This is a genomic window from Rhodanobacter sp. UC4451_H18 (assembly GCF_052978225.1).
In genome coordinates this window covers 2,957,934-2,980,870 of sequence record NZ_CM129663.1, presented here as the reverse complement: position 1 = coordinate 2,980,870, position 22,937 = coordinate 2,957,934, and the positions used below count along the sequence as shown (strand labels likewise).

The 22,937-nt window shown below is 68.5% G+C and carries 16 protein-coding genes; 9 read left to right on the top strand and 7 right to left on the bottom strand.

What is annotated here, in order from left to right; genetic code table 11:
• The first annotated feature begins 89 nt into the window (after positions 1-89).
• Together ACVCMG_RS13395 and ACVCMG_RS13390 are read left to right on the top strand one after the other, a co-directional pair.
• Positions 90-1,136, top strand: coding sequence for a serine hydrolase domain-containing protein (locus tag ACVCMG_RS13395; RefSeq protein ID WP_447114338.1), 1,047 nt, complete (start codon positions 90-92; stop codon positions 1,134-1,136).
• A 163-nt stretch (positions 1,137-1,299) separates the two neighbouring features.
• Entirely contained in the window at positions 1,300-2,070 is a 771-nt protein-coding gene (locus ACVCMG_RS13390) for an N-acetylmuramoyl-L-alanine amidase (RefSeq protein ID WP_447114337.1), read from the top strand.
• A gap of 12 nt (positions 2,071-2,082) precedes the next feature.
• On the opposite strand, the gene ACVCMG_RS13385 is transcribed toward ACVCMG_RS13390, so the two are convergent.
• From ACVCMG_RS13385 to ACVCMG_RS13370, 4 genes are all read right to left on the bottom strand, one after another.
• Positions 2,083-5,208: an efflux RND transporter permease subunit gene (locus ACVCMG_RS13385; RefSeq protein WP_447114336.1), complete on the bottom strand. Its 3,126-nt coding sequence runs from the start codon at positions 5,206-5,208 to the stop codon at positions 2,083-2,085.
• Complete coding sequence (locus ACVCMG_RS13380; protein WP_447114335.1) at positions 5,205-6,395, bottom strand: efflux RND transporter periplasmic adaptor subunit; 1,191 nt, start codon at positions 6,393-6,395, stop codon at positions 5,205-5,207. Before ACVCMG_RS13380 ends, ACVCMG_RS13385 begins: the two co-directional genes overlap by 4 nt.
• Positions 6,361-7,872 carry an efflux transporter outer membrane subunit gene (locus ACVCMG_RS13375; protein ID WP_447114334.1) on the bottom strand — a complete coding sequence of 504 codons (1,512 nt, stop codon included), beginning with the start codon at positions 7,870-7,872 and terminating at the stop codon, positions 6,361-6,363. The genes ACVCMG_RS13380 and ACVCMG_RS13375 overlap by 35 nt, the downstream gene beginning before the upstream one ends.
• A 270-nt stretch (positions 7,873-8,142) precedes the next feature.
• A complete protein-coding gene (locus ACVCMG_RS13370) occupies positions 8,143-10,992 on the bottom strand; it encodes a TonB-dependent receptor (RefSeq protein WP_447114333.1) in 2,850 nt (949 codons plus the stop codon).
• Positions 10,993-11,129: 137 nt separating this feature from the next.
• Between ACVCMG_RS13370 and ACVCMG_RS13365 the strand changes: the two genes are divergently transcribed.
• Positions 11,130-11,912: a DeoR/GlpR family DNA-binding transcription regulator gene (locus ACVCMG_RS13365; RefSeq protein ID WP_447114332.1), complete on the top strand. Its 783-nt coding sequence runs from the start codon at positions 11,130-11,132 to the stop codon at positions 11,910-11,912.
• A gap of 119 nt (positions 11,913-12,031) precedes the next feature.
• Here the strand turns inward: ACVCMG_RS13365 and ACVCMG_RS13360 are convergent, their stop codons facing one another.
• Positions 12,032-13,138 carry an amidohydrolase family protein gene (locus ACVCMG_RS13360; protein ID WP_447114331.1) on the bottom strand — a complete coding sequence of 369 codons (1,107 nt, stop codon included), beginning with the start codon at positions 13,136-13,138 and terminating at the stop codon, positions 12,032-12,034.
• Between the two features lie 113 nt (positions 13,139-13,251).
• On the opposite strand from ACVCMG_RS13360, the gene ACVCMG_RS13355 reads away from it, so the two are divergent.
• From ACVCMG_RS13355 to ACVCMG_RS13335, 5 genes are read left to right on the top strand one after another with little or no spacing between them, the layout of a single operon-like run.
• Positions 13,252-15,360, top strand: coding sequence for a glycoside hydrolase family 36 protein (locus ACVCMG_RS13355; RefSeq protein ID WP_447114330.1), 2,109 nt, complete (start codon positions 13,252-13,254; stop codon positions 15,358-15,360).
• Positions 15,357-16,376: an EamA family transporter gene (locus ACVCMG_RS13350; protein ID WP_447114329.1), complete on the top strand. Its 1,020-nt coding sequence runs from the start codon at positions 15,357-15,359 to the stop codon at positions 16,374-16,376. The genes ACVCMG_RS13355 and ACVCMG_RS13350 overlap by 4 nt, the downstream gene beginning before the upstream one ends.
• A complete protein-coding gene (locus ACVCMG_RS13345) occupies positions 16,319-17,608 on the top strand; it encodes a D-tagatose-bisphosphate aldolase, class II, non-catalytic subunit (RefSeq protein WP_447114328.1) in 1,290 nt (429 codons plus the stop codon). Before ACVCMG_RS13350 ends, ACVCMG_RS13345 begins: the two co-directional genes overlap by 58 nt.
• The gene (locus ACVCMG_RS13340) at positions 17,580-18,755 is read left to right on the top strand and encodes an SIS domain-containing protein (protein WP_447114327.1); all 1,176 of its coding nucleotides are present in this window, start codon (positions 17,580-17,582) and stop codon (positions 18,753-18,755) included. Before ACVCMG_RS13345 ends, ACVCMG_RS13340 begins: the two co-directional genes overlap by 29 nt.
• Positions 18,752-19,723 carry an N-acetylglucosamine kinase gene (locus tag ACVCMG_RS13335; RefSeq protein WP_447114326.1) on the top strand — a complete coding sequence of 324 codons (972 nt, stop codon included), beginning with the start codon at positions 18,752-18,754 and terminating at the stop codon, positions 19,721-19,723. The genes ACVCMG_RS13340 and ACVCMG_RS13335 overlap by 4 nt, the downstream gene beginning before the upstream one ends.
• A 42-nt stretch (positions 19,724-19,765) precedes the next feature.
• On the opposite strand, the gene trpE is transcribed toward ACVCMG_RS13335, so the two are convergent.
• On the bottom strand, positions 19,766-21,256 hold the full coding sequence (gene trpE, locus ACVCMG_RS13330) for an anthranilate synthase component I (RefSeq protein ID WP_447114325.1): 1,491 nt from the start codon (positions 21,254-21,256) through the stop codon (positions 19,766-19,768).
• Between the two features lie 219 nt (positions 21,257-21,475).
• On the opposite strand from trpE, the gene ACVCMG_RS13325 reads away from it, so the two are divergent.
• Positions 21,476-22,498: a hypothetical protein gene (locus ACVCMG_RS13325; RefSeq protein ID WP_447114324.1), complete on the top strand. Its 1,023-nt coding sequence runs from the start codon at positions 21,476-21,478 to the stop codon at positions 22,496-22,498.
• 3 nt (positions 22,499-22,501) lie between these two features.
• On the opposite strand, the gene ACVCMG_RS13320 is transcribed toward ACVCMG_RS13325, so the two are convergent.
• Positions 22,502-22,885, bottom strand: coding sequence for a hypothetical protein (locus tag ACVCMG_RS13320; protein WP_447098055.1), 384 nt, complete (start codon positions 22,883-22,885; stop codon positions 22,502-22,504).
• Between the last annotated feature and the right edge of the window lie 52 nt (positions 22,886-22,937).

Sequence of the window (22,937 nt, the reverse complement as noted above, 5' to 3'; positions counted from 1 at the left end):
CGCCGCTGTTCGACAAGACGCCACGCAACTCGCAAATGCGGCGGGCCGTGCCCGTCCTGCGCATCGCCACCACCAAGGGGATCTCTGCCATGCATAGACTCTTCATCGGCCTCGCCGCTGCCACCCTGCTCGCCGGCTGCGGCGGAACCAAGCCGGTCGATCCGGTCGACGCGCTGATGGCGCCCTACGCCGGCGACGTGCCCGGCGCCTCGCTGCTGGTCATCAAGGACGGCAAGGCCGTCGTCGATCGCAGCTACGGCCTGGCCAACCTCGAGGACGACGACAAGGCCACGCCGGCCACCAACTACCGGCTGGCCTCGGTGAGCAAGCAGTTCACCGCCGCGGCGATCCTGCTGCTGGCCGAACAGGGTCGACTCACGCTGGACGATCCGATACGCCGCTGGCTGCCCTCGCTGCCGCAGACGACCTCCGCCGTCACCCTGCGCCAGCTGCTCGACCACACCGGCGGCCTGGTCGACTACGAAGACCTGATCCCGCCCGGCACCACCGGGCAGGTCAGCGACAACGACGTGCTGCGCATGCTCTCCGCCACCCCGAAGACCTACTTCGCGCCCGGCACCGCCTACCGCTACAGCAACACCGGCTACGTGCTGCTCGGCCTGGTGGTCGAGCGCGCCTCGGGCTACAGCCTGCCGTTGTACCTCAAGCAGCAGATTTTCCAGCCGCTGGGCATGAATCACACGCTGCTGTACGAGAAGGGCGGCCCCGACGTGGACGACCGCGCCTACGGCTACAGCGAGGTGGGCGGCCAGTGGACGCGCACCGACCAGAGCGTCACCAGCGCCACCCGCGGCGACGGCGGCATCTATTCCTCGGTCGAGGACCTGGCGAAGTGGGACGCCGCGCTGTACGACGACCGCCTGCTCAGCGACGCCTCGCGCAAGCTCGCCTTCAGCCCGCACGTGAAGGTCACCGGCGAACCGTACGAGGCCAGCTACGGCTATGGCTGGCGCATCACCGGCGACACGCTGTGGCACTCCGGCGAAAGCATCGGTTTCCGCAACGTGATCGTGCGCTGGCCGAAGCAACACCTCACCGTGATCCTGCTCAGCAACCGCAACGAGCCGGAGCCGTACCGCACCGCGCTGGAGATCGCCAAGCCGTGGCTGCGTTGACCACGACCATCACTTCACCGTCATTCCAGCGCAGGCTGGAATCCAGTGAAGTACGCGTGCGAAGCACACAAAGTCGATTTGGTGTGCTTCGCACGAATCGCCTGACTGGATTCCAGCTTGCGCTGGAATGACGGGCAATAGCGAAACCATGGGACCCATCGCGATGCGCTCGACACTTCCGATACGCTACCTGCGTCCCTTCTCCGTGCTGCTCCTGCTCGCCCTGCTCGCCGCCTGCGCCCCGCTGCCGCCGCGCAATCCGCTGGCGACCTGGGTGCCCTCGCCGAACCACGACATCCGCCGGCCGGTGCTGATCGTGCTGCATTTCACCGACCAGCAATCGGTGCGGCAGAGCCTGGAAACCTTGCGCACGGCCAACAGTGGCGGTCCGGTCAGCGCGCACTACCTGATCGGCGCCGACGGGCATCTCTACCAGCTGGTGTCCGACCAGCTGCGCGCCTGGCATGCCGGCGGCGGGCGCTGGGGCACGATCACCGACCTCAACTCCGCCTCGATCGGCATCGAGCTGGACAACGACGGCCACAGCCCGTTCGCGCAAGCGCAGATCGACAGCCTGCTGCGCCTGCTCGCCGACCTCACCGAACGCCTGCAGATCCCGCGCGCGCAGATCATCGGCCACCAGGATCTCGCGCCTGCGCGCAAGAACGATCCCGGCCCGCTGTTTCCCTGGCAGCGACTGGCCGCCGCGGGCTTCGGCCGCTGGCCGCAAGGCGTGCTGGTCGATCCGCCCGCCGGCTTCGATCCGTGGATGGCGCTGGCCGTGGTCGGCTACCCGCTGGACGATCGCGCCGCCACGGTGCGCGCGTTCCACAACCACTACCGCGGCCTCGGCGGCGACGAACTCGATCCGCAGGACCTGCGCATCCTGTACAACCTCGCGCAACAGATCGAGGCGACCGGCAACGGCGGTTGAGCGCCGCCTGCCCTACACCTGCAACCGATCCTGCGGCCGCGCCACCAGCGCATACAACGCCGGCATCAGGTACATGCCGATCAGCAATCGCGACAGCATGCCGGCCACGATCACCAGCGCGAACGGGCGTTGCGAATCGGTGCCGACGCCGCTGGCGATGGCTGCCGGCAACAGGCCGAGCGCGGCCACCAGCGCGGTCATGGTGATCGGGCGCAGGCGCAGGATCGCCGCCTCGTGCACCGCCCTGGCGATGTCCATGCCGCCCAGCCGCAGCTCGTTGACGCAGGAGATGTAGACCACGCCGGTCAGCACCGACACGCCGAACAGCACGATGAAGCCGATCGCCGAGGACACCGAGAACGGCGTGCCGGTGAGCCACATCGCCACGATCGCACCGAACGGTGCGGACAGCAGCACGCCGGCCACGGTGATGAACGGGAACTTGAAATTGCCGTAGAGCACGAACAGCAGGCCGAAGATCAGCAGCAGGGTCAGCGGCAGGATCACGTTCATCTGTGCGCGCGAGGCGGTGTACTCCTTGTACTCGCCGCCCCACTCCAGCCGATAGCCGTGCGGCAGCTTCACGTCGCGGCCGACCCGGGCGATCGCTTCGTTCACCGCTCCGGCCAGGTCGCGTCCGCTCACCGAGAACTGCACGCCGATGTAGCGTGAACCGTTCTCGCGATAGATGAAGGAGGCGCCGTTGGCGATGCTGATGTCGGCCAGCTCCTTCAGCGGAATCTGCTGGCCGCCGGGCGTGGCTACCGGGATCTCGCCGATCTGCTGCGGGTTGTCGCGGTATTGCGGCTGCAGCCGCACCAGCAGGTCGAACTGCTTTTCGCCCTGCGCTACCTCGGTGGCCACGTCGCCGCCGATCGCCGCCTCGATCAGCTTGTTGATGTCCTCGACGTTGATCCCGTAGCGCGCGATCTTGGCGCGATCGATTTTTATCGACAGGTTCGGCTGCCCCAGCTCGTGGACCAGGGTCAGGTCGGTGATGCCGCGCACCTTTTCCATCGCCTGCTTGATTGCCTTGCCCTTGGCCTGCAGCACGTGCAGGTCCGGGCCGTAGATCTTCACCGCGAGCGAGCTTTTCAGGCCGGTCTCGGCCTCGTCCACCGCATCCTCGGCCGGCTGGGTGTAGTTGAACTGGATGCCCGGAAACACCTGCAGCTTCCTGTCGATCGCCGCGATCAGGTCGGCCTTGCTGCGGTACTTGCCGTCCCACTGCGAGTACGGTTTCAGGCCGACGAAGAACTCGTCGTTGAAGAAGCCGGTCGAATCGGTGCCGTCGTCCGGGCGACCCAGCTCGGAGCCGACCGTGGTGACCTCGGGGAAGGAGCGCAGGATGCGCCGGATCTGCGGCGAGATCTTCGAGGCCTCGTCGAAGGAGATGGTGTACGGCATGGTGGCGCGCACCCACAGCGAGCCTTCGTCCAGGTGCGGCATGAACTCGGCGCCGATGCCGCGCATCATCACCAGCGCGATCACCAGCAGCAGCAGGGAGGCCCCGGTCACGCGCCATGCGTGCTGCTGCAGGCGCTGCAGTCCGCGCACGTAGCACGCCTTGAACCTGTCGTAGATAGCGTTGCGCCGCTCGCGCACGCCACGGCGCATGAACAGCGCGCACAGCACCGGCAGCAGGGTCAGCGTGACCAGCAGCGAGCCGACCAGGGCGAAGATCATGGTGTCCGCCATCGGCTTGAACAGCGTGCCGGAAGGCCCGGTCAGCACGTAGATCGGCAGGAAGCTGGCCACGATCACCGCCACCGCGTAGACCAGCGGGCGGTCCACTTCCGAGGCGGCGCCCTGGATGACTTCCCTGATGTTGAACTCGGTGCCCTGCCGCGCGGCCAGCTCGCGGAAGATGTTCTCGACCATGAAGATCGCGCCATCGACCAGGATGCCGAAATCCACCGCGCCGATCGACAGCAGGTTGGCCGAGGCGCCCTTCAGGTCCAGGCACACGAAGGCGAACAGCAGCGCCAGCGGGATCGTGACCGCCACGATCAGCCCCGCGCGCACGTCGTAGAGGAAGAAGATCAGCACCGCGATCACCAGCGCCATGCCCAGCAGCAGGTTGTGCATCACCACCGCCTTGGTCTGGCCGATCAGGTCGGTGAGGTCGTAGAAGGGGTGGATCTTCACGTCGTCGGGCAGCACGTCGCGGTTGAGCTCCTGCGTCTTCGCCTCGACCCGCTGCAACACGTTCTCGGTCTTCGAGCCGGTCAGCGCCAGCACCACGCCCTCCACCGCGTCGTCCTGGTCCATGTAGCCGAACTCGCCCAGCCGCGGCGCGATGCCGACCTGCACGGTGCCCACGTTCTTCACCAGGATCGGCGTGCCGTCGTGCACCGCCAGCACCACGTCGCCGATGTCCTGCACGGTCTCGAGCCGGCCCAGCCCGCGCACGTAGAAGAACTGCCCACCCTGGGTGTAGAAGCCGCCGCCGGCGTTGCCGTTGTTGGCCGCCAGCGCGGCCTCGACCTGCGCCACCGACATGCCCAGCGCGGCGATCTTCACCGGATCGAGCAGCACCTGGTACTGCATGGTGCCGCCGCCGAAGCCGGAGTCGTCGGCCACGCCCGGCACCGAGCGGTACTGCGGCGCGACGACCCAGTCGTTCAGCGTCTTCAGCTCCATCGGCGAGCGGTCGGTGCTCTGCAACACGTAGCGGTACACCAGCCCCGAGGGCGGCGACATCGGCGACATCGACGAGGACACGCCGTCGGGCAGTTCGACATCCGGCAGGCGGTTGCGCACGCGCTGGCGCGCGAAATACGGATCGGTGCCGTCGGCGAAGCCGAGCGTGACGTCGGACAGGCCGTACAGCGACACGGAGCGCTTGGTCACCATGCCGGGGATGGCATTCATGCCCAGCTCCACCGGCACCGTGATCAGCCGCTCCACTTCCTCGGCCGAATGCCCCGGCCACTGCGTGACGATGTCGACCATCGGCGGCGACAGGTTCGGGTACGCATCCATCGGCAGGATGTTGTAGGACCACACGCCGGCCGCGGCCAGGCCCAGCGCCAACAGCACCATCAGCATGCGCTGCTGCAGCGCGAACGCGACGATGCGGTTGATCAGCGAGGTGGGGCGCGGCGGCAGCCCCTCGGGTGGGGTCTGCGCGCTCATTGGGTCTGCATGAAATGCAGGAAGATCGCGCCGTCCACCACGACCTTGTCGCCGGTGTGCAGGCCGTCGGGAATCTCGAAGGCATCGCCCACGCGTCCGCCCAGCGTGATCGTGCGCTGCGCGTAGCCGCCGTCGGCCGCCGCCACGTACACGAACGGCAGGTTCTCGTCATCGCGCAGCACGGCCGACACCGGCAGCAGCAAGCCCGTGCGCGCATCGCCGGAGCGGATCTTCACGCGCACGTACATCTGCCGCTTGAGCACGCCGTCCGGGTTGTCGACCAGCAAGCGGGCGCCGACGGAGCGCGTATCGGGATCGACCACGGCACCGACGTTGGTCACCTTGCCGGGCATCGCCGCGTCATCCCCGCCGACCTCGACGGTGGCCGCGTCGCCGTTTTTCACCGCCGCCAGGTCGTCGCCGAACAGCTGCGCCATCACCCACATTTTCGACGTGTCGGCGACGGTAAAGCAGGGCGTCGAACCGGCCGCCAGCAACTGGCCGGGCGCGATCGACTTCTCCACCACGGTGCCGGCGATCGGGGCGCGGATCACGCCCTGGCCATGCGCCACCGGCTTGCCTTCGCGTATCGCCGCGATGGTTTGCGGATCGACATGCAGGGCCAGCAGCGCCTGCAACGCGGCGTCGCGATCGGCATCCGCCCCCGTCGCATCGGATTGCGCCTGCGCGTGCTCGCGCTGCGAGATCGCCTGGTGCGCATACAGGTCGCGATCGGTCGCGGCCAGCTGGTCGGCGGCATGCGCCGCGGCGAGCGCCTTGCGATATGCGCCGACGGCGGCGGCGAAGTCGGGCGAATCCACCCGTGCCAGCGGCTGCCCCGCCTTGACCTTGTCGCCCGGGTTCACCAGCACCTCGGTCACCGGACCGGAGAACGGTGCCAGTACTTGCGTGGCGCGGTCGTGGTCGAAATCCACCACGCCGCTGGTTTCGATGCTGCGATGGAAGCTGCTGCGTTCGATGGTCAGCAGATGGATGTGCTGGCGCTGCGCCGCGGTCAGCGTCACGTTGTGCGGCGTGTCGGCGGCGGCCTGCGGCGCGGCCTTCGACGAGCAGGCGGCCAGCGTCGACGCGGCCAGCAGCACAAGCGCGGACAACAGGACGGGCGCGCGCCGGGTCGGCGCGGAGGATGGTCTACTTTTCATCGCTATCCCGGGTGGCAGCGGCATCGGTGGAGTGGGTGTCGGCGTCGTGCCACCAGCCGCCGCCCATGGCCTGGAACAGCGCGGCGGTGTCGACATAGCGGCTCGCCTGCGCCTGCACCAGCGCGATGCGCGCCTGCTGGTCGGCCTGCTCCGCACCCAGCAGCGACAGGTAGCTGGCGTAGCCGTCCTGGTACTGGCGCTGCGAGATTTCCAGCGCGAGTTTGGCCGCGTCCGCCGCCCTGGCCGCCGCCTGCAGGCCCTCGGCATCGTGCTGCAGCGCGGCCAGCGTGTCGGCCACGTTCTGGAACGCGGTCAGCACCGTGCCGCGATATTCCTCGGCCGCCTGCACGTAGGCCGCCTTGGCCGCGCGCTCCTGGTGCAGCAGGCTGCCGCCCTGGAAGATCGGGGCGGCCAGATCCGCGCCCAGGCTCCAGAAGCCGGTGCCGCTCTTGAACAACTGCTTGATCGCCAGCGCGCTGCTGCCTGCATTTGCCGTCAGCGTGATGTCGGGCAACCGGTTCGCGATGGCTACGCCGATCTGCGCGCTGGCCGCATGCAGGTTGGCCTCTGCCTGGCGAACGTCGGGGCGCTGCGCCACCAGGGTCGAGGGCAGGCTCACGGGAAGCTGCTGCGGCAGATGCAGGCTGGCCAGGTCGAACGCCTGCGGCGCCGCCTCGCCGGGCAGTTCGCCGGCCAGCACGGCCAGCAGATGGTTCTGCTGGTCCAGCTGGTTCAGCAGCGGCGGCAGCGTGGCCTGCAACTGGGCCAGCTGGGATTCCTGCGCGGCGAGATCGAGCCGCCCCGCGTAGCCCTTGGCGAGCTGGTAGCGCAGCAGCTCGGCCATCTTCGCGTTGGTCGCGATCAGCTCGCGGGTCGCGGCGACCTGCGCGCGCAGCGAGGCTTGCTGCACTGCCGCCACCACCACGTTGGCGCTGAGCGTGATGCGCGTGGCAAGCATCTGGAACCGCACCGCCTGCTGCTGCGCCTTGAGCGATTCCACGTTGCGCCGGTTCAGGCCGAACACGTCCGGCACGTACGACACGCTGACCTGCGGCGTGAACAGGTTGTACAGGTACGCGTTGTTGCTGGGCACCGGCGCCAGCGCGCCGGGCGGGTCCTGTTCGCGGCTGGCCGAGAAGCCGGCGCTGACGCTTGGCGCGTACGCACCGCGTCCGGCGCGGGTGTTCTCGCGCGCCACCGCCAGTGCGGCCTGTGCGGCCTTGAAATCGGGGTTGTGCGCCAGCGCCTGTGCGATCAGCGCGTCGAGCGCGGCCGAATGGAACAGCGTCCACCACTGCGCGGGAATGTCGCCGCCGGAAACGAAACGCTGGGGCTGCCCGCCGGCGACATTCGCACCGGGGGTGCGCTCCGGCAGCGGCCCGGCGGCCACGCTGGCAACATCCGGTGCCGCCGGCTTCCGGAAATCCGGCCCCACCACGCAGCCGCCGATCGCCAGCACCGCGACGACCGCCAGCAGCGACCCGCCTGCCCGTCTGATCATCGCGGCCGTCATCGCGACGGTGCCAGCAGACAATCGGACCGCGGGTTTTTCATGCGTGCGCGTCTTGAGGAAAAGATCGGGACGCAACGATATAACGTACCAAGCCGACGCGAAAGCCTGCAAGAAATTGCGTTTGCGCAGCCCGTCCTGCGGGAAGTCGCATCGGGAGGGCGCGACACTCGCCCCTCCCGATGCGGATCAAGCCATGCAGATCAAACCCACGCGCCACGCGGTGCCCGGGAAGTCGGGCACGCCGGCGCGCGCGCCGCCCTAGAAGCGCAGCGCCACCCCCAGGTTGACGGAACGGCCATAGCGGTAATAGCCCTGCGACAGCAGCGGGTTGCCGTTGATGCTGTAGGTCTGCGCCTTGTCCAGCAGGTTCTGGCCGTCCAGGCTGACGCTGATCATGTCGTTGAACTTGTAGGAGACGTGCGCGGTGACCCAGGTGATCGCGTCGGCCTGCTCGTTGTAGCCGGTACCCAGCACGTTGATCGCGGTGACGAAGCCGTTGGTGCGGTCGGCGTTGGCGCCCACCGACCACTTGCCCTTCTCGTACATCACGCCCAGCGAATAGGTCGCCGGGGCGATGCCTTCGAGCGGCCGCTGCTCGCCGTCCACCCAGCTCGTGGACAGGTTGCGCGTGTACTGCGCACGCACGCCGAGACCGTTGTTCCAGAAGTGTTGCAGGCTCATCTCCATGCCCTTCACCCTGGCATGGTCGCCATTGATCGGACGCATGATGTTGAACAGGTAACCCGGCACGCCGATGTCCTGGCCGGTTTCCCAACTGGTGGTGATCTGGTTGGTGATGCGCTTGTAGAACACCGCCAGGCTGGCGACGGAGTGCTCGGCGAAATACCACTCCAGCGACAGGTCGCCCTGCGCGGCGCTGTACGGCTTGAGGTCCGCGTTGCCGCCGTAGACCTGGGTGAACTCGCCCCACGACACGCTTTCGGTGGTGTTGGTCGGCGCCAGCTGGTTCACTGCCGGACGCGCCATGGTCTTGGCCGCGCCGGCGCGCAACTGCAACTGGTCGGTGAAATGCCAGGTGAAGTTGGCCGAAGGCAGCAGGTAGCTGTAGTCGGCGTCCTGGACGACTGGCGTCGGCGCGGCGTATTGGGCGGTGTAGTTGAACGGCCCGTTCTCGGTGATGCTCAGGATCTTGGCGTCCCAGGCCTGCGCGCGGGTGTCGGTCTGCACCAGGCGCACGCCGACGTCGCCTTCCCAGCGCTCGCCCGACATGTCCGCCTGCACGTAGAACGCGTTGGTCTTCTCGCTGACGCGGTAGCTCTCCAGCGGATTCCATTGCGGGCCGGCCAGCGCGTAGTCGTAGGGCGTGCCGTCCGGGCGCAGGTTGCCGTTGTAGGCCTGCAGCCGGGCCAGGTAGTTGGGCACGTCGAAGGCCAGGAAGCTGCGCGGGAAGCTGCTGCCCACCCCGGACATGAAGTGCGGCAGGTGGAAGGAGTGCGAGATCACGTTGCCGCCGAGGTCGGCCACGTTGATGGCGTTGGTTCCGGAGTAGTAGTCGGCGCCGCCGTTGAGGGCGTTGTTGACCAGGTCGCGCGACTTCTCGCGCTCGGTGCGGCTCACGCCGAAACGCAGGTTGTCCACGCCCCACTTGCCGACGAACAGCTTGCCGGCCACGGTGCCGCCGGTGATCTCGTCGCGGATGTTGTCGCCGCTCAGCGACATGTAATGCGTGTTGAAGTCCGAATCGCTGAACTGGCCGCCGGCGAGGCCCGAGATGAGGTCGCGGCCGTCGTCGAACTTGACGTCGACGTTGGGCACCGCATACGGGCCGACGGTGATGCGGGCCGTGTTGGGCTGGTTCATGCGCAGCACGACGTAGCTGTCCTGGCCGCCGGAGCGACGCTCCGAGGTGGAACGGTACAGGTCACCGGTCAGGGTCAGGTCGTCGGTGGCCTTCCACTCGCCGTTGATGCCGTACAGCGAGGTATCAACGACGCGATACTGGGTCTGGTTCAGCAGCTCCGGATTGAGCCGCAGCTCCGGGTCCGGGTTGTCCATGGTGAAACCGGTGACGATGCCGTTCTGCACGGTGATGTCGGACCAGCGACCCGGCGCGAACAGCGGGTAGTAAGACTGCTGGAAAGACACCTGCGGCGAATCCAGGCGCGTCTTCAACCCGTCCACCACGATGCGCACCCGGTCGTTCGGACGCCACTCGATCTTGCCGGAATAGGCGCTGCGCTTCTTGTCCTCAAGGATCGAGCCGACCCGGAACTGGCCCGGGCCGATCAATCCATATTCATCCGGGTCCAGCACGCCGTTGCCGTTGGGGTCGATGTTGCCGCCCCAGGCGTTGCCGTACCAGTTGGGGTCGTTGGGGTCGGGGTTGCGCGTCCAGCCGCCGTCGTTGCCGGCAACGTCGGTGCGATCCTTGCGCTTGGCCTTGACCACGCCCAGCAGCACGCCGACGGTGTCGTTGGCGAAGGTGTTGCTGTAGGTGGCCGAAAACTTGTGCCCGTTGAGTTCGGACATCTGGTTGCGGTCGCCCTCCAGGCGCACGATGCCGTGCTGTCCCGGCCGGTCGAACGGGCTGGCCGAGCGCAAGTTGATCAGGCCGCCAATCGCCCCTTCGGTCAACGAGGCCTGCGCGCCCTTGATCACGTCGGCGCCGCTGATCACGTCGGCGGGCAGGACGTCGAAGGCAAAGTCGCGACCGGCACCATCGGTGGCCAGGATGCGGCCGTTGAACGTGGTCAGCGTGAATTCCGGGCCGAGACCGCGCACGCTGACCTTCTGACCCTCGCCGCCGGCCGTGCGCGAGATGGCCACGCCGGTGATGTGGCTGAGCGAGTCGGCCACGTTGTCGTCGGGGAACATGCCCAGCTCGAGCGCACTGATCGAATCCTGCACGGTGCCGGCATCGCGCTTGAGTTCGGTCGAGCGCGCCATGCTGCCCCGCTCGCCGGTGACCACCACGGTGGCCAGTTCGGTGGCGGCGCGCGGCGTGGTTTGATCGATCGGGACGGCTTGTGGACTCTGCGTCGTGGCGGCGCTGGCAGGCGCTGTTTGGGAGAACGCCGCCGCCGGTATCAGCAGAGCCAGGGCGACGGCACAAGACAGTGTGTTTCGGTGAAAGGATACGGCGTTCAAAGGCTCTCTCCTGGGGGGGCGCGATGGCGGACCTTACATCTAAACAACGAAATCGAGCCTATACCATGTTTCGTTTCGTATCAATAGCGAAATACAACGAAATGCGGCATAATTTCTCCATCCGTCGGAACTCCCAAATGGCCGCCACTCGCGACACCAGTCAACGACGCCTCCAGATCAGCGAACTCGTCCGCCAGCAAGGAAGCGTCCAGGTCAGCAGACTTGCCGACCGCTTCGGCGTGAGCGCGCAGACCGTGCGCAAGGATCTGCGCTACCTGGCCGAGCGCGGCGTGATGGCGCGGGCCTACGGCGGTGCGATCGACAGCGGCGTGATCGGCAACGGCACCCCCGCCGAGCCCAATTACGAAGCGAAAATCACCAGCTACCTGGCCGAGAAGCGCCGCATCGGCGTGCGCGCCGCAGCCCTGATCAAGCCCGGCGACACCGTCGCCATCGACTCGGGCACCACGGCCATCCAGCTGGCCAAGGCGTTGCCGGACATCGACATCACCGTGGTCACCAACGACTACGGCGTGCTGACCGCGTTGGCATCCAAGCCCAACATCAACCTCGTCATGCTCGGTGGCGAACTGCGCCGGCGCAACATGGCGTTCTACGGCGGGCTGACGGTCGAGGCGCTGGACGCGCTGCACGTGGACAAGCTGTTCCTCGGCGTGGACGGTTTCGACCTGGAGCGCGGCATCACCACGCATTACGAGCCCGAGGCCCTGCTCAACCGCAAGATGGTGGAGGCCGCACGCGTGGTCATTTCCATCACCGACAGCTCGAAGTTCGGCAAAGTCTGCCTGCATCGCATCATCCCCGTCACCGCGTTGAACGTGCTGATCACGGACACCGGCGCACCCGAGGACGTCATCCAGGCCAGCCACCAGCTCGGTTTCGAGCTGTTGTTGGCTTGAGGGCCGGGATTCGGGATGGGGATTCGCAAAAGCATGAAAGCGCCGCCTCCAGCACCTGTCTGCCGCGGGCGACGCTCTGACTTTCCAAATTCCCAATCCCCCATCCCGAGCCCTGACTTCTACGCGCCAGGCTTGGCGAATACGCGCAGCGCATTGGCGTAGTAGATCTTGTCGATCACGGCGCGCGGCAGCGCGAGGCCCGGCACGTCGGCATGGATCATGTCCACCCGCTGCGACTCGCCGGTCGCCAGGTAGCGCCAGTCCGAGATCCACACGGCATGCGCTTCGCGCCTGAATCCGGCGGGGTCGGCATCGGGGCCATAGGTCAGGTCGGTGCCGTACATCACCCGGTCCTGGTAGCGGATGAAGAAGTTGCGCACCTTCTCGCGGGCGCGCACCGACTGGTATTGCACCTGGCTCATGCGCGCGGCCATGTCCACGGTGGCATTGGGGAAACGGTCGAGGAAGGCGGCGATGCGGTCGACGTCATACTCCAGGCTGGCCAGGTGCGCGCCGACGAAGCGCAGCTTCGGGTGCGCAGCCACGAAGCGGTCGCGCACCGCCATCAGCTCCTCGTAACGCGGCATCTCCGGGTGCAGGTACATGTAGTACTCCGGATGCTTGCTGAAGTACTCGCGGTCGTTGTCGGTGGTCATCTGATCCAGCGGCAACCAGCAGTTGCGCGGCTCGCCCTGGTGGTCGATCAGGGCCACGCCGAGCGCGCGCACCTGCTCGGCCACGGGCGCCAGGCCCGGATCGTCGAGCATGATCAGTCTGCCGTCGGCGCTCCGCTCCGCGAGGCCCACGTTTTTCCAGATCTTCACTGCCAGGGCGCCCGCCGCCACGTCGCGGGCAAGTTTCGCGTCGACGCGATCGGTCCAGCCCGGCGTGCCGAACCCCTTCATCGAGAACGTGGTGGCCCAGTGGAAATGCGCCGGGTCCTTCGCCGCCAGCGCCACGGCGGCGGCGTGCTGCCGCGCGATGCTCGGGAAGGCCGGATAGTCGACGTTGATCGACAACAACTCGAAACCGTCCGCGCGCGCCTGTTCGAGGAACGCCGGATCAGGCGTGTTGGCGTGGACGTGGGCATCGAACTTGCGCACGTGGCTGAAGTCGGCCATCGAATAACTTTCCACCGCATTCCGGCCCGGAGTCGCGCAGCCGGTGGCGAGGGCTGCCGCGACGGCCAACAGGGCAACGACGACGGGACGGAAGATCGTGTTCATCGGCCCACCTCAGCAAGATAACGAAACATTCCCGAACCATACCGAAACGAAACGCTTGCATCAAGAGCAACGGCTGACGCAGAATCGGGACGACGCCCCAAGAGGAATTCGCCATGCGCCCGATCGGACGACGCACTGTACTGAAGCTCGTGGCCGGCAGCGTGGCCGGCGGTGCAGCGTGGCTCATGCTGCCGAAGGCACTGGCGGCATCCGGGCTTGGTTACGCCGGCGCCGATGGCGGCACCGGCGCCACGATTGGCGATGCGGTACTGGCGATCGCCTTCGATCGGCGTCTGCACACGCGCCTGGTGGTCCGCGGCAAGCCGCTCACGCCGTGGCAGCCCAGCGAGAGCCTGCTGCTGGCCGATGGCGCGGTCGACGACTTCGTCATCACCGGCCACCGGGAACAACCGATCGCCGATGCGCGTCACGGCAGCGGTCGCCAGTCGATCGTCACCGGCCGCTCCGGCAATCTGGAAAAAGAAGTGGCGCTGACCTTCTTCGACGCCCTCCCCGGCTTCGCCGTGCTGCAGACGCGCTACCGCAACCTGGGCAGCACCGCCGTGCAGGTCGCCGGCTGGCGCAATGCCGCGCATGAGCTGGCCGAGGCGCCCGGCGGTTTCTGGAGCTTCTCCGGCACCACCCACACCGATCGCCGCGACTGGGTGCAGCCGATGGCCACCGGGTTCGACCAGCGCAACACGCTGGCGATGGATTCGTCCGACTACGGCGGCGGCACGCCGGTGGCCAACATCTGGCGCCGCGACATCGGCCTGGCGGTCGGCCACGTGGAGCCGGTGGTGCGTCCGCTGGACCTGCCGGTGCGCAAGACCGCCGGCGGCGCACACATCGCGGTCGAGTCGCCGCAGGCATCCACCCTGGCGCCCGGCCAGACCCTGGTCACCGAACGCACTTTCCTGGCGGTGCATACCGGCGATCATTTCGCGCCGCTGCTGCAGTATCGGCAATACATGCAGGCTGAGGGCCTGGAGGCGCCGCGGGCTCCGGAATCGGCTTTTGCGCCGGTGTGGTGCGCGTGGGGCTATGGCCGCGACTTCACCGTCAAGCAGATCCTGGACACGCTCCCGAAAGCGCGCGAACTCGGCTTCGGCTGGGTGGTGATGGACGACGGCTGGCAGACCAACGAGGGCGACTGGCGCATCGACAAGCGCAAGTTCCCGCGCGGCGAAGCCGACATGCGCGACTTCACTGCAAAGATACGCGCCCAGGGCATGCATCCGCGCCTGTGGATCGCGCCGCTGGCCGCCGACCCGGGCAGCGACGTGCTGCACGACCACCCCGACATGCTGCTGCTGGACCAGTACGGCATGTTCCAGGAGATCACCTGGTGGAATGCGCTGACCCAGTGCCCGGCCTACCAGCCCACCATCGACTTCTACGTGGCCCTGGTGAAGAAGGTGATCGGCGACTGGGGCTTCGAGGGCATCAAGTTCGACGGCCAGCACCTCAACGCCGTGGCGCCCTGCTACAACCCCGCGCACAAGCATGCGCATCCGAGCGATTCGGTCGAAGGCCTGGCCACGTTCTGGCAGGCCATCCACCGCGCGGTGCACGAGGCCAATCCGCAGGCGGTGGTCGAGCTGTGCCCCTGCGGCACCGCCTTCGATTTCCACAACCTGCCGGCCACCGACCAGTACCCGGCGTCCGACCCGACCTCTTCATGGCAGGTGCGCAGCAAGGGCAAGAGCATGAAGGCGCTGATGGGCTCGCTCAGCAGCTATGCGGGCGACCACGTGGAACTGTCCGATCGTGGCGACGACTTCGCCTCCACCGTCGGCATCGGCGCGATTCCCTCCACCAAGTTCACCTGGCCGAAGGACACCGAGCATCCCTCCGAGCCGCTGCCGCCGGGCGGCCTGGTCCTCAACCCGGAGAAGGAGGCGCTGTGGCGCAAGTGGGTGGCCTTGTACAAGCAGCACATGCTGCCCAAGGGCGAATACCTTGGCACGCTGTACGACATCGGCTTCGACAGGCCCGAGGCGCACGCCATCGCCAAGGACGGGGCGATGTATTACGCCTTCTACGCCGACCGGTTCAAGGGCAAGGTGCAGTTGCGCGGCCTGGGCGCCGGACGCTACAAGGTGCGCGACCTGTTCAACGAAGTCGACCTTGGTGAGGTGGAGGCCACCGCGGCAAACCTGCCGGTGGCGTTCAAGCATTTCGTGCTGCTGCAGGCCACGCCGCTGGGGACGCCGGCATGAGCCTGGCCACCAGTGCGGTCGCCGCGCCGCGCCGCCGCCCCTGGCTGGTTTTCGCCGTCACCACCGTCGCGCTGTGGGGCGTGTGGGGCGCGCTGTCGCCGCTGTCGGCCGAGCACGGCTTTCCCGAAACACTGGTGTACTGCGTGTGGGCGCTGACCATGATCCCGCCGGCGCTGTACATCCTGTGGCGCAGCGGCTGGGCGCTGGAGCATTCACCGCGCGCCATCGGCTACGGCATGGCCATCGGCCTGCTGGGCGCCGGCGGGCAGATGCTGCTGTTCCACACGCTGACCATCGGGCCGGCGTATTTCGTGTTTCCGATCATCTCGCTGTCGCCGGTGGTGACGATCGCCCTGTCCTTTGCGTTCCTGCGCGAGCGCACCGGCTGGAGCGGCGCGCTGGGCATCGTGCTGGCGCTGGTGGCATTGCCGATGCTGGACCTGTCGTTCGGTCGCGGCATCAGCGGCGGCCTGGGCTGGTTCGTGCAATCGCTGCTGATCATGCTGGCCTGGGGCGTGCAGGCCTACTTCATGCGCCTGGCCAACCACACCGTGCGCGCCGAGAGCATCTTCTTCTACATGATGCTGGGCGGCCTGCAGCTGGCGCCGGTGGCGCTGGCGATGACCGACTGGTCGCAGCCGGTCAACACGGGCATCGACGGGCCGTGGATGACCGCCGCGATCCAGCTGCTCAACGCCATCGGCGCGCTGACCCTGGTCTACGCCTTCCGCCACGGCAAGGCGATCGTGGTGGCGCCGCTGACCAATGCCGGCGCCCCGCTGGTGACCGCGGCGCTGGCGCTGGTGTTCGCCAGCATCGTGCCGGGGCCGCTGAAAATGATCGGCCTGGTACTGGCCCTGATTGCCTCGCTGCTGCTGGCACTCGAACCCGAGGCCGCGGCCGAAGCCGAGTGCGATCCCGACGTTTCCACCCCCTCCCCCGAATGGACTCCGTCCCCATGCAAGTCCTCTCCGAGCTCATCGCCCGCCACAAGCAGGGACACGCCGGTGGCGTGACCTCGATCTGTTCCGCGCATCCCCTCGTGATCGAAGCCGGCCTGCGCCACGCGCAACGCACGGGACAGGCATTCGTGCTGTTCGAGGCCACCTGCAACCAGGTCAACCAGGACGGCGGCTACACCGGGATGAAGCCGGCCGATTTCGTCGCCTTCGTGCATGCAATTGCCGACCGCGTCGGCTTCGACCACGCGCGCATCGCGCTGGGCGGCGATCACCTGGGCCCCAACCCGTGGACGTCGCTGGACGCGGACGCGGCGATGGACAAGGCGGAGGTGATGGTGGCCGCGTACGTGGCCGCCGGCTTCCGCAAGATCCACCTGGACTGCTCGATGGCCTGCAACGGCGATCCCGAGCCGCTGCCGGAAGCGGAGATCGTGCGCCGTGCGGTACGCCTGTGCCGGGCCGCCGAGGTCGCTCACACGCAGGCCGGCGGCGAGGCGCCGGTGTACGTGATCGGCACCGAGGTACCGGTGCCCGGCGGTGCCACCGAGGCCATCGAAGGCCTCGCCGTGACCACGCCGCAAGCCGCGCTGGCCACGATCGAGGCACATCGCCAGGCCTTCGCCGCCGCGGGGCTGGACGCCGCATGGCAACGTGTGATCGCCTCCGTGGTGCAACCGGGCGTGGAGTTCGATCACCACGACGTGGTGGATTACGACCCCTCGAAAGCGCGCGAACTGAGCCACGCCATCACCGGCGTGCCGGGCATGGTGTTCGAGGCGCACTCGACCGACTACCAGACCCGCGACGCGCTGGCGGCGCTGGTACGCGATCATTTCGCCATCCTCAAGGTCGGCCCCGGCCTGACCTTCGCCCTGCGCGAGGCGCTGTGGGCGCTGGACGCGATCGAGCAGGAGTGGATCGGGGATGCGCGTCGGGCACGCCTGCGCGAGGTAACCCTGGCGCGCATGCGCGAGCAGCCCGGCTACTGGCGACGCTACTACCACGGCGAGGGCCACGCGCTGACCATCGACCTGCAATACAGCCTCAGCGACCGCATCCGCTATTACTGGCCGGACCCGGTGATCGAGCAGGCCTGCCAGCGCCTGTTCGACAACCTGCGCGCGACCCCGCCGCCGCTGCCGCTGATCAGCCAGTTCCTGCCGCACGCGCTGCGCGCGCTGCGCACCGGCGGCGCGACCAACGACCCGCTCTCCCTGACCATGGCACACATCAGTGCCGCACTCGACGACTACCACCATGCCTGCCATGACCATGACATCCACTGAGTACCTGGGCGCGTCCGAGTCCGAGCTGACCGCCGCGGGCGCGCTCTGCACCGCACGCGAGATCGAGCAGCAGCCACGGATGCTGCAGCGGACCCACGCGCTGGTGACCGGGCTGCATGCGCAGATCCGGGCGTTTGCCGGCCCGCTGATCGACGACCCTGCCGCGCGGGTGATTCTGACCGGCGCCGGCAGCTCGTCCTATATCGGCCAGTGCGTGGCGCCGCTGCTGGACCGCCGGCTGGCCGCCCGCGTGGACGCGGTGCCGACCACCGACATCGTGTGCGCCCCGCGCTTGTATCTGGAGCCGGAACAGCCACTGCTGCTGGTCTCCTTCGGCCGTTCCGGCAACAGCCCCGAAAGCCTGGCCGCGGTGGAACTCGCCGAGTCCCTGGTGCGCGACGTGCGCCACCTGGCGATCATCTGCAATGCCGACGGTGCGCTGGGCAAGGCGCCGGTTGCCCGCTCGATGACCCTGCTGCTGCCGGCCGAGACGCACGACGCCGGCTTCGCCATGACTTCCAGCTTCAGCTGCATGATGTACGCGGCCATGGCCGCGTTGTTGCCAACCGGCAGCATGGACGCGCGCATCGACGCCATTGCCGATGCCACCGCGCGGGTCATCGCCGGATCGCTGCCGGCACTGAACGAGCTGGCGCGCGGCCAGTACGACCGCGTCGCCTACCTCGGCAGCGGCGTCTTGCAGGGGCTGGCCCGCGAGGCGGCGCTGAAGCTCGGCGAGCTCACCAATGGCGCGGTGGCGACCTGCTTCGAGTCGCCGCTGGGTTTCCGCCACGGGCCCAAGACCTTCGTCACCGAACACGCCCTGGTGATGGTGTTCGTGTCCAACGACCCGCTGACCCGCCGCTACGACCTCGACCTGGTGGACGAGCTGCGTCGCGACGGCCGCGCGGCGCGCATCATCGAGGTGAACGCCCAGCCGCGCGCTGCCGCGGGTGCCGACGGCATCACGGTGCCGGCGATGGCCGATGCCGTCGATGCGGATCTGCTGTGGCCGTACCTCGCCATCGCGCAGATCCACGCCTTCCTCCGTTCGCGCGCCATCGGCGTGACGCCCGACAATCCCAACCCCGCGGGCCTGGTGAACCGCGTCGTGCAGGGCGTGCGCCTGTACGCTCTGAGCGCATGAATCGGGTGACTTACCTGGGCGTGGACGGCGGCGGAACGAAAACGCGTTTCGCCCTGATCGACGCTGACGGCCGACTGCTCGGCGAAGCGGAGCTCGGCACGACCTACCATCCCCATGTCGGGCTGGACGGCGTGCGTGCCATCCTGGCCGAGGGCGTGACCGCGGTGCTGGGCACCGCCGGCCGGACCCCGGCCGACATCGGCCATGCCTTCTTCGGGCTGCCCGCCTACGGCGAGGACAGCCGCGCCACCGCGCTGTTGCAGGCGTGCCCCGCGGCGATCCTCGGCCACGACCGCTACACCTGCGACAACGACATGGTGTGCGGCTGGGCCGGCTCGCTGGGCTGCGCCGACGGCATCAACATCGTCGCCGGCACCGGTTCGATCGGCTACGGCCAACGCCAGGGCCTCGCGGCCCGCGCCGGCGGCTGGGGCGAGGCGTTCTCCGATGAAGGCTCCGCCTACTGGATCGCCATGCGCGGACTCAACGCCTACTCGCGCATGAGCGACGGGCGCCTGCCCCGCGGCCCGCTGCACGCGATCCTCAACGCGCACTTCCAGCTCGACAACGACCTGGACATCTGCGCCCATGTCTACGGCGGCAACTCCTACGCCCGCGGCGACCTGGCGCAGCTCTCGCGCCAGGTGGCCGAGGCGGCACGGGCCGGCGACGGCGTGGCCGCCACCATCTTCCGCGACGCCGGCCACGAGCTGGCCGGCATCTGCGACGCACTGCGACTGGCCCTGCACTTCGAAGCCGGCGAAACCGTACCGGTGTCCCATTCCGGCGGCGCCTTCAATGCCGACGAACTGCTGCTGGCACCGCTGCGCGAGGCGCTTGCCGCCGCAAGCACGGATTTCGACCTGCGGCCGCCGTTGCACGCGCCGCATTACGGCGCCGCGCTCTACGCGGCCCGGCTCGCCGGCCACCCGGTGCAGGCGGCAACGCGGGCTGCCGTCGCCCCCTGAGCGAGACTGTCCGGTTCGCCGCGGACTTTTGCCGGGACCGCCCTACAAGCCTTTCGCCGCCTGCGCCACCGCGCGGAACAATGCGCGGCCCTTGTTCATCGTCTCCTCCCACTCGGCGGCGGGGTCGGAGTCGAACACGATGCCTGCGCCGGCCTGCACGTGCAGGCGGCCGCCGTGGATCACCGCGGTGCGGATCGCGATGGCGGTGTCGGCGTCGCCCCACCAGCCGATCCAGCCGATCGCGCCGCCGTAGATGTTGCGCTTGTGCGGTTCCAGCTCCTGGATGATCTCCAGCGCGCGCACCTTCGGCGCGCCGGAAAGCGTGCCGGCCGGGAAGGTAGCCTTGAGCACGTCCATGTAGCTCAGGCCTTGGCGCACCGTACCCTGCACCTGCGAGACGATGTGCATCACGTGCGAGTAGCGCTCGATCGCGAACGAGTCGCCCACTTCCACGCTACCGGTCTCGCTGATGCGGCCGAGGTCGTTGCGGCCGAGGTCGATCAGCATCACGTGTTCGGCGCGCTCCTTCGGATCGGCCAGCAACTCCGCTTCCAGCGCGCGGTCCTCTTCCTCCGTGGCGCCGCGCTTGCGCGTGCCGGCGAGCGGGCGCACCACCACCTTGCCGCCCTTCAACCGCGCCAGGATCTCCGGCGAGGAACCCACGATCTGGGTGTCGCCGAGATCGACGAAGTACATGTAGGGCGAGGGATTCATCGCGCGCAGCGCGCGGTACACGTCCACCGGCCGCGCGTTGAAGCGCACGGAAAGGCGCTGTGACGGCACCACCTGGAAGATGTCGCCGGCGCGGATGTATTCCTTCGCGCGCTCGACCATCGCCTCGAACTCGTCCCTGGTGAACGAGGACTTGAAGTCGCTCTCGTCCAGTGCGACCGACTGGGTCAGCTGCGGATACGAGGCGCCGCCCTGGCGCAGCCGATGGACCAGCGCATCGAGCCGCCGCTGCGCCTGCGCGTAGGCGTGCGGCTGCGACGGATCGGCGTGCACGATCAGGTACAGCCGGCCCTTGAGGTTGTCGAATACCGCCACCTCCTCGGCCAGCATCAGCAGCACGTCGGGCGTGCCCAGCTCGTCGAGGCGGTCCCACTGCGCCAGCCGCGGCTCGATGTAGCCGATCGTCTCGAAACCGAAGTAGCCGACCAGGCCGCCGGAGAATGCGGGCAGCTGCGGCAACTGCGGCACGTCGTACTGCGCGCGCAGCTTCTCGATCTCCGCCAGCGGATCGTCGAGATGGCGGCGCTCGGTGATCTCGCCGGAATCCTCCACTTCCAGCTCATGCCCGCGCAGGCGGAACACCCGCTTCGCCGGCAGGCCGATGATCGAGTAACGCCCCCAGGTGGCGCCGCCCTCGACCGACTCGAACAGGAAGGTATACGGACCGTCGGCGAGCTTCAGGTACACCGACAGCGGCGTGTCGAGGTCGGAGAACACCTCGCGCACCAGCGGGATGCGCGTGTGACCGCGGGCGGCCAGCGCGTCGAATTCGTTTCGGCTGATGGGGTCGGGAGAGCTCACGGGTCGCGGTTCCGGGTGGTCACGAAGGGGAAACGACCATTGTAGGCCAAGCGCAGGCGCCGCCGCGGCGCGCTTGATACGCTGGTGGCGGCGGTCTACTCTCGACGGTCGGGCTACAGGGGACCGTGCGTGGATCAGTATTGCGTCGTAGTGTGCGGCTTGCGGGCCGGTGCGTCGGACGAGGCGTCGACGTGGGCGCCGGTGGCGGCCGCGCTGAGGATGGAGCACGACGAATTTTCCCGGCGCGTGGTCGCCGCGCTGCCGCGGATCGTGCGCCAGCAACTGGACCGCTCCAGCGCCGAGCGCATCGCGCAGTTGCTGCAGGGCCTGCACGTCGATGCCCGCGCGCTCCCCGGCGACGAAGAACTGGCGTACATCGACCGCGACGGCAGCAGCCGCGGGCCGTTGCCGCGGTCGGCGCTGGACGCGTTCATCGCGCCGGGCGAGTCGTATCGGCTGCACGGCAGCCTGGCATGGCAGATCTGGCCGGAGCCGCTGGAGTACGAGTCCTCGCCCCCGCCGGCACAGGCATTCGACGAGGTGATGGCCGCGCCCGTCGACGAAGCCTTCGCCGCGGCGCCCATCGAGCCGCTCGACGATGAACCGCCTGCGCCCGCGGCCGTGAGCGCGTCGCCCGGCCTGCCGCCGCCATTGCCCACCGCGTCGTCGCCCGCGGCCGTCGAGCCGCCGGTGCCTGACGACGAGCTGGCGACAGACGATGCCCTGATCAATCCGTCGTCGGACCAGCCCGTCGGCGAAGCCGACGTCGCCGCCCCGCCGGCCGAGACCACAAGCCACCCGCCACGACGCTCGCGGCTGGGTCGCATGTTGCTGCTGCTGGCACTCGTCGGCGTGGCCGCGTGGGCTTATCTGAATTGGGGCGCCGATACGCACGTCGACGATTCCCCGCCGGCGGCAGCGGTCGGCCATGCGCAGCCGGCGAACAGCACCACCGCGGCAGCGGCAGCGGCAGCGGCAGCGGCGACTTCGGCCGCGGCAGCGCCCGCCATGGCCGCGTCCACCCCGACGGCAAGCGCCAGTTCGACGCCCGCGGCGGCGACGTCGGTCCCGGCCTCCGGCGGCACGGCGGCCTTGCCTGCGGCGGCCGCGACCACGGCGGCACCGGCAGCGGCATCCAGCGCGGCGCCCGCTGCATCGGCCAGCGCCGTGCCGGCGCATGCGGCCAGCGCGATGGCCACGCCCACCACGCCCGCGGCGGCGGGCTCGTCAGCTCGGAGCTGAAGCTCAGGCGGTTTCGGTCACCGGCTCCACTGCCGGCGCGGCATCCGCCGCCATGTCTGCCGACGCCTCCGCACCACCGGCGAGCGCGAGCAAGGCCTGGTTCTCGCGCATCACCTCGCGCAAGGCCAGCAGCGCACGCACGTTGCGTTCCAGCTCGGCGATCGAGATCGGGAAGAAACCGTCGTCGCGGTCGCTGACCACCCAGCTGCGCGCACGCGCCAGGTCGACCGGGATCTGCGCGGCATGCAACGCCTCGACCACATCCGCGGGACGCAACTCGGCCAGCTCGCACACCAGTCGCCACAGCCAGTTCATGCGTTGCGGATCGGTGGCACGCAACAGCGGCGGGCGGCGATAGGGTTGCCGGCTGAGGTTGGGGACATCCATGGCGACATTTCCGCGGGAAGCCGAGATGTCCGGATAGCGGCACACGGCGGCG